This window comes from Massilia sp. CT11-108 (genome assembly GCF_047302915.1).
GTDB classification, from domain to species: domain Bacteria; phylum Pseudomonadota; class Gammaproteobacteria; order Burkholderiales; family Burkholderiaceae_D; genus Telluria; species Telluria orientalis.
The window spans coordinates 1-5367 of the sequence record NZ_JBKYMO010000386.1 but is presented as its reverse complement, the minus strand read 5'-3'; the positions used below and the strand labels follow the sequence as shown (position 1 = coordinate 5367).

The following is a 5367-nucleotide window of genomic DNA, read 5'->3' as shown; positions in this document are numbered from 1 at the left end:
GCCGGGTCTTTTTTTTATACCCCCCGGGCCCCCCCCCCCCGCCACGGGCCAGCCGTCGACCCAGTCGATACGGTCGAGCAGCGCAAGGCGCCGCGTCAGCTTGTCGGGCGCGCTGAAGAACGGCTCGTTCACGTCGATGCCGTGGTAGATCGTCCACCACTGGCCGGCCGCGTCGGGGAAGACCGTGTTGTGGCCCACCCCGACCCAGCGGTTCCCGTTCTGGAACAGGACGGGCGTGCCGCCGGCGCGGGGCGCGGCCAGGTCCTGGCCCATCCGGTCGAGGAACGGCCCGGCCGGCGTGCGTGCCCGGCCCGCGTAGACGGCATAGCCGGTCAGCGGGCCGTTGCAGCAGTCCGTCGTGGAGCCGAACAGGTACCACCAGCCGCCGTGCCGGACGACTTCCGCCCCTTCGTAGCGCCACGCGGTGCCCACCTTGCGCGGCGTGCCCTCGGCCTGGAGGCCGTCGAACCGCAGCGGCTGCACGTACACGCCGCCGCCGTAGCTGCCGTAATAAATCCATTTGCGGCTGCCGTCCTCGACGACCTTTGGATCGAACGTCCACTGGAAGTCGCAGCCGGGTCCCGCGCGCCGGGGCGGCACCACCGGCTTCGATGCCGGCACCCACGGGCCGGCCGGGCTGTCCGCCATCGCGACGCCGATGGCGCTGTCCTTGTCGCAGCCCGCTTCGGGGCTGTGCGCGTCGGCCACGTCGGTCACGGTGAAGTACAGGTAGTAGTGACCGTTGAGGAAGGCCGGCTCCGGCGCCCACAGGCCGGACGTGGGCGCCGCCAGCCCGGCCGGACGGTCGACGAACGCGTCGCCCACGTAGTTCCACGCGACCAGGTCCGTCGACCGGTAGATGGCGATCATGTGGAAATGCCAGTCGCCCTTCTCGCCGTCCAGCGGACGCTCCTTCTTGCTGACGGGATCGCTCGTGCAATACAGATACCACGTGGGCGTCTTCGCGCGCGGGTCGCGCAGCACGGCCGGGTCGGCGCAGTTCTGGGCTGGTTCGCCATTCGCCAGGTGGACGGGGAGCGGATTGCGATAGGTGGCGGCGGGCGCCGCCCATGCGGGTGCGGCCAGTGCACATGCCAGTGCGCCGACATACCGTAGCGACCCCGTGCGTAGCGATCCCATCGTCCCTCCCTGATTTTTGCCGCAGAGCTTACCCCAAGCGGCCCGGGCGGGATGCACGGTTGACACGCTTATCGTTGTTCATGTGCCCAACTTGTTGCCGGATGATGAACAACCCCGTCGCATCGTCCCAACTGCAAGGGCCCGGGCCGGGCATTGCGTGACACGCTCTGGTATCATGACGATTGTTTCCGCTTCGAGATCCACACGTTGACGCACCACACGAGGATGGCCACCGGCCTGCTGTTTGCGGCTCTGCTGAGCGCCGGCACGGCGGTCGCGAAGGACGCGACCCTGCGCCCCTGGCCCGCGGGCCAGCCGACGCCGGCCCTGCAGGTGACGGGCCTGGACGGACAACCGTGGGACGTGGCGAGCCTGCGCGGGAAAGTCGTCGTCGTGAATTTCTGGGCCAGCTGGTGCGGCCCGTGCGTGGACGAGCTGCCGGTCTTGAAAGGCCTGGCGGGCCGCGACGGCGTCGCGGTCGTGGGCGTGAACTACAAGGAACCGCGCGATACGATCGAACGTTTCACGCAGGACCACCCGCTCGGCTACCCCGTCCTGCGCGACCGCACGGGCGATGCCTTCAAGCGCTGGACGCCGGGCGTGATGCCGACGACGATCCTCGTGGACCGCACGGGCCGCGCGCGCTGGCGCACGGTCGGCGAGATCCCGCCGGACGACACGAAGCTGCGCGCCGCCATCGACGCGCTGCTGACGGAGCCGCAACACCGAACAAACAACCAAAAATAGGGAAAAGCCATGCAAGACACCAAACCGTCCACCGCCCGCCGTGCGCTCCTCAGAGCGGCCGGCGGCCTCGCGCTCGCCACCACCCTGCCCCGCGCCGCGCTGGCGGCGGACGCGCAGGAACGCCACTTCGACCCACGTCCGGGCGACTGGAAGAGCTACGAGGTGGTGACGAAGGTGGCCCTGAAGCGCGCCGCCGGTCCGTCGACCGTGTGGATCCCGCTGCCGGCCATCGACACGGAATGGCAGCGCAGCCTGTCGAACAACTGGTCCGGCAACGCGAAGAAGACGCACGTCGAAAGCGACCCGCACTACGGCGCGCGCTTCCTCGTCGCCGAATTCGATGGGAGTGTCGCGCCGATGCTGGAAGTCGTGTCGCGCATCCAGACCCGCGACCGCGCCGAGAACTGGAAGACCCGCACCCCGGGTACGGAAGCCGCCGAAGACCTGCGCGTGTGGCTGCAGCCGACCGACCTGATGCCGCTCGACGGCATCGTGAAAAAGACGTCGCTGACGATCACCAGGGGCGCGCGTACGGATGAGGAAAAGGTCCAGCGCATCTACGACTGGATCGTGCTGAACACGTTCCGCGAGCCGAAAGTGAAAGGCTGCGGCACGGGCGACATCAAGACGATGCTGGAGACGGGCAACTTCGGCGGCAAGTGCGCCGACCTGAACGGCCTGTTCGTGGGCCTGTGCCGGGCTTCCGGCGTGCCGGCGCGCGACGTCTACGGCATCCGCATCGCGCCGAGCGCCTTCGGCTACCGGGAACTGGGCGGCAAGCCGGCATCGCTGCAGGGCGCCCAGCACTGCCGCGCCGAGGTCTACCTGAAGCAGCACGGCTGGGTCGCGATGGACCCGGCGGACGTGGCCAAGGTCATGCGCCAGGAAACCGCGGACTGGATCAAGGACCCGGACAACCCCGTCGTCGCGCCCGTCAAGCGCGCGCTGTTCGGCGGCTGGGAAGGCAACTGGATGGGCTATAACTTTGCCCACGACGTGCGCCTGCCGGGCTCCGTCGCCGGCAAGGTCGGCTTCCTGATGTACCCGCAGGCGCAGAGCGGCGGCGAAGCGTACGACTCGCTCGCGCCGGACACGTTCAAGTACACCATCACGTCGCGCGCCATCTGACCGACATGTCCACGCTCGCCCGCCAACCCGTCGACGGTACCGAACGCAAGGCCGGCCGCCTGCTCGCCATCGGCATGCTCGCAGCGCTGCTCGCCTCCACGTGCTGCGTGCTGCCGCTCGCGCTCGTGCTCATCGGCGTGACGGGCGCGTGGATGGTCAACCTGCAAGCGCTGAAACCCGTGACGCCATATGCCATCGCCCTGACCGTGGGTGCGCTGGCGTGGGCCGGCTGGCTCGTGTTCCGCCCGGCGCGCGCGTGCGACCTGGAGAGCGGCGACTGCGCCACCACGCGGCCGCTGATGCGCCGCGTATTCATCGCCTGCGCGCTGTTCGTCGCGCTGTTGCTGGGCTTTCCGCTGATCGCCCCGCTGTTTTACTGAGGATAGCCATCATGAACTTCACCCGATCCCTCGCCATCGCCGCCCTCTTCATCGCGGCGCCGGCCTTCGCCAAGCAGCAGACCGTGTCGCTGAACGTGCCGACCATGGACTGCGCCACCTGCCCCATCACCATCAAGACGGCGCTGTCGAAAGTGCCGGGCGTGTCGAAGGTGAAGGTCAGCTACGAGAAGCGCGAAGCCGTCATCGTCTACGACGACGCCCAGGCCACCGTCGCCGACCTGAAAAAGGCGACGGAAGACGTGGGCTATCCGGCGATGCTCAAGACGTCGAAGTGACCTTGCGGGGTGCGGTGAGGAAGACCAGGAACACCGCCCCGATCAATCCCATCCCCACGGCGCACGCGGCCTGCCAGCCGCCGTGCGCATAACTCCACGCCCCCAGCGCCGAACCGGTCGCGCCGCCCAGGAAGAACGTCGCCATGTACAGGCCGTTCACGCGCCCGCGCACTTCCGCGCCCAGCGCATAGATCGCGCGCTGCCCCAGCACGAGGTTGCCCGACACGGCGAAGTCCAGCGCGATGGCCGTCGCCACGAGGATGCCGACGCCGAACCGGCCGCCGTCCGCCAGGCCCAGCGTGGGAACGAACGACAGCAGGCCGAGCAGCATGCAGAACACCGTCGCGGGGCGCGTCCAGCCGCGGTCCGCCACGCGGCCGGAGAGCGGCGCCGCGATCGTGCCCGCGACGCCGGCCAGCGCGAACCACGCGATATCGCGCTGGTTCATGCCGTACGCCGGGCTCGCGAGCAGCAACGGCACCACGGTCCAGAACACGCTGAACGCGCCGAACATGCCGGCCTGGTAGATGGCGCGGCGGCGCAGCACGGGCAGGTCGCGCACGAGCCCCGCCATCGAAGCGAGCAAAGCGCCATAGCCGAGCGTGGCATGCGGACGGCGCGCCGGCAGCAGCACGCGCAGCACGATCCCGAGCACCACCATCAGCACGGCCGACAGCGCGTACACGCCCTGCCACGACCACGCGTGCGTGATGAAGCTGGCGACCGGACGGGCCAGCATGATCCCGAACATCAGGCCGCTGACGATATTGCCGACGACTCTACCGCGCACGTGTTCGGCCGCCATATGCGACGCGTACGGCACCAGCACCTGCACGGATACGGCGCTGAAGCCGATCACGAGCGAGCACGCGAGGAACGCGGGCACCGGGTGGCCGAGCGCCGGCGCGATGGGCGCCGCGACGAGCGCCGCCACCAGCGCGAGCCCGGCGAGCGATGCCGTCCAGGCCAGCCGGCCCATCGTGCGGGTGTGGTTCATGGGCTGCTGCGGTTGTCCGCCCCGTCGCCTGTTGCGGCGACAAGGTCGGCGAATCCACCGAAGCGCCACCCCTGCGCGCCCAGGGCGCCGCACACCGCACGCACTTGCGGCGAGAGGAGTGCCGCGAACTCGTCGGCGTGGCGGTAGCCGCGCATCGATGGCGCGATCGCCGCGCCCGACGCGAGCGCCGGATGCAGGTACAGCTCGCCGATGCCGGACGGCGGCAGGTTGCACAGTGCATCCAGCAGGGCCGCCTCGTCGAAGCGCCCGGACTGGCGGATGCCGGCCACGTAGTCGTTGTGGCCGATGCGGGCGGCGTCCAGCCTGGCTTCGAGCAGCGCCAGCCAGGGCCGCAGCCAAACGTGGGGTGCTTCCCCCGGCGGCCCCGTCTCGCGCGGCAACCTGACGGCTTGCAGCCCGAACGCGCGGCCGATATCGAGGATGAGCGTCAGGATCGTCGGGTGCAAATGAAAATGCTTGTGCGCGTTGACGTGGTCCAGCGGCAGGCCGCTGGCGGCGAACGCGTCGAACTGGGCGCGGATCTCCAGCGCCAGCTGGCGGCGTACCCGCGGCAGGCAGAAGTACCGTGCGCCGTCGCGTGCCATGCGCCCCCCGAAGCGGCCCTGCGCGTCGACGAGGTCGCGGCGGACGTGGCGCTCGGCCCAGGACGGGCCGGCGA

General features: G+C 69.8%; 7 protein-coding genes. 4 read left to right on the top strand and 3 right to left on the bottom strand.

Going from position 1 to position 5367, the window contains the following annotated elements; genetic code table 11:
- The coding region (locus ACEN88_RS23565; RefSeq protein ID WP_413343559.1) for a family 43 glycosylhydrolase at positions 1-1140 on the bottom strand (1140 nt) is incomplete at its 3' end.
- Positions 1141-1293: 153 nt separating this feature from the next.
- Between ACEN88_RS23565 and ACEN88_RS23560 the strand changes: the two genes are divergently transcribed.
- From ACEN88_RS23560 to merP, 4 genes are read left to right on the top strand one after another with little or no spacing between them, the layout of a single operon-like run.
- Positions 1294-1887, top strand: coding sequence for a TlpA family protein disulfide reductase (locus ACEN88_RS23560; protein ID WP_413343557.1), 594 nt, complete (start codon positions 1294-1296; stop codon positions 1885-1887).
- Between the two features lie 9 nt (positions 1888-1896).
- Positions 1897-3015 (top strand): transglutaminase-like domain-containing protein, encoded by a 1119-nt coding sequence (locus ACEN88_RS23555; RefSeq protein ID WP_413343555.1) that lies wholly within the window; start codon positions 1897-1899, stop codon positions 3013-3015.
- Positions 3016-3020: 5 nt separating this feature from the next.
- Positions 3021-3395 carry a mercuric transporter MerT family protein gene (locus tag ACEN88_RS23550; protein WP_413343553.1) on the top strand — a complete coding sequence of 125 codons (375 nt, stop codon included), beginning with the start codon at positions 3021-3023 and terminating at the stop codon, positions 3393-3395.
- A gap of 11 nt (positions 3396-3406) precedes the next feature.
- Positions 3407-3691: a mercury resistance system periplasmic binding protein MerP gene (merP, locus tag ACEN88_RS23545; protein WP_413343551.1), complete on the top strand. Its 285-nt coding sequence runs from the start codon at positions 3407-3409 to the stop codon at positions 3689-3691.
- Here merP and ACEN88_RS23540 read toward each other — a convergent pair.
- Positions 3675-4688: an MFS transporter gene (locus tag ACEN88_RS23540; RefSeq protein ID WP_413343550.1), complete on the bottom strand. Its 1014-nt coding sequence runs from the start codon at positions 4686-4688 to the stop codon at positions 3675-3677. The genes merP and ACEN88_RS23540 overlap by 17 nt on opposite strands.
- Positions 4685-5367 (bottom strand): hopanoid biosynthesis-associated protein HpnK (gene hpnK, locus ACEN88_RS23535; RefSeq protein ID WP_413343548.1); only part of this gene is annotated, 683 nt, incomplete at its 5' end. The genes ACEN88_RS23540 and hpnK, both read right to left, overlap by 4 nt.

What these genes read in the sequence shown, in the direction of transcription:
- ACEN88_RS23555 (WP_413343555.1), top strand. Translation starts at nt 1,897, where the DNA reads ATGCAAGACACCAAACCGTCCACCGCCCGCCGTGCGCTCCTCAGAGCG.
- ACEN88_RS23550 (WP_413343553.1), top strand. Translation starts at nt 3,021, where the DNA reads ATGTCCACGCTCGCCCGCCAACCCGTCGACGGTACCGAACGCAAGGCC.
- ACEN88_RS23540 (WP_413343550.1), bottom strand. Translation starts at nt 4,688, where the DNA reads ATGAACCACACCCGCACGATGGGCCGGCTGGCCTGGACGGCATCGCTC.
- merP (WP_413343551.1), top strand. Translation starts at nt 3,407, where the DNA reads ATGAACTTCACCCGATCCCTCGCCATCGCCGCCCTCTTCATCGCGGCG.